Consider the following 303-nt stretch of genomic DNA (forward strand, 5'->3'; position numbering starts at 1 on the left):
ATTCTTCGCGCCGCCGAGCGCCTGCACGCGCTTGCCGCGCTTCGTGCCCTCGGTGTAGATGTACTCCGCGATCGGCGTCGAGCCGACGAACGAGAGCGCTTCCACGTCGCGATGCGCGAGCAGCGCATCGACGGCGGTCTTGTCGCCGTGCACCACGTTGAACACGCCCTCGGGCAACCCGGCCTCAGCGAGCAGTTCCGCGAGCCGGATCGATGCCGACGGATCGCGCTCAGACGGCTTCAGCACGAACGTGTTGCCGGTGGCGATCGCGATCGGGAACATCCAGCACGGCACCATCATCGG

General features: G+C 67.3%; 1 protein-coding gene. It reads right to left on the bottom strand.

Annotation, left to right across the window (positions count from 1 at the left end):
* Positions 1–303, bottom strand: a 303-nt coding sequence (locus tag BG61_RS39105) for an aldehyde dehydrogenase family protein (RefSeq protein WP_035943990.1), incomplete at both ends; no start/stop codon positions are given.

Origin of the sequence: Caballeronia glathei (assembly GCF_000698595.1) — a bacterium.
GTDB classification, from domain to species: domain Bacteria; phylum Pseudomonadota; class Gammaproteobacteria; order Burkholderiales; family Burkholderiaceae; genus Caballeronia; species Caballeronia glathei.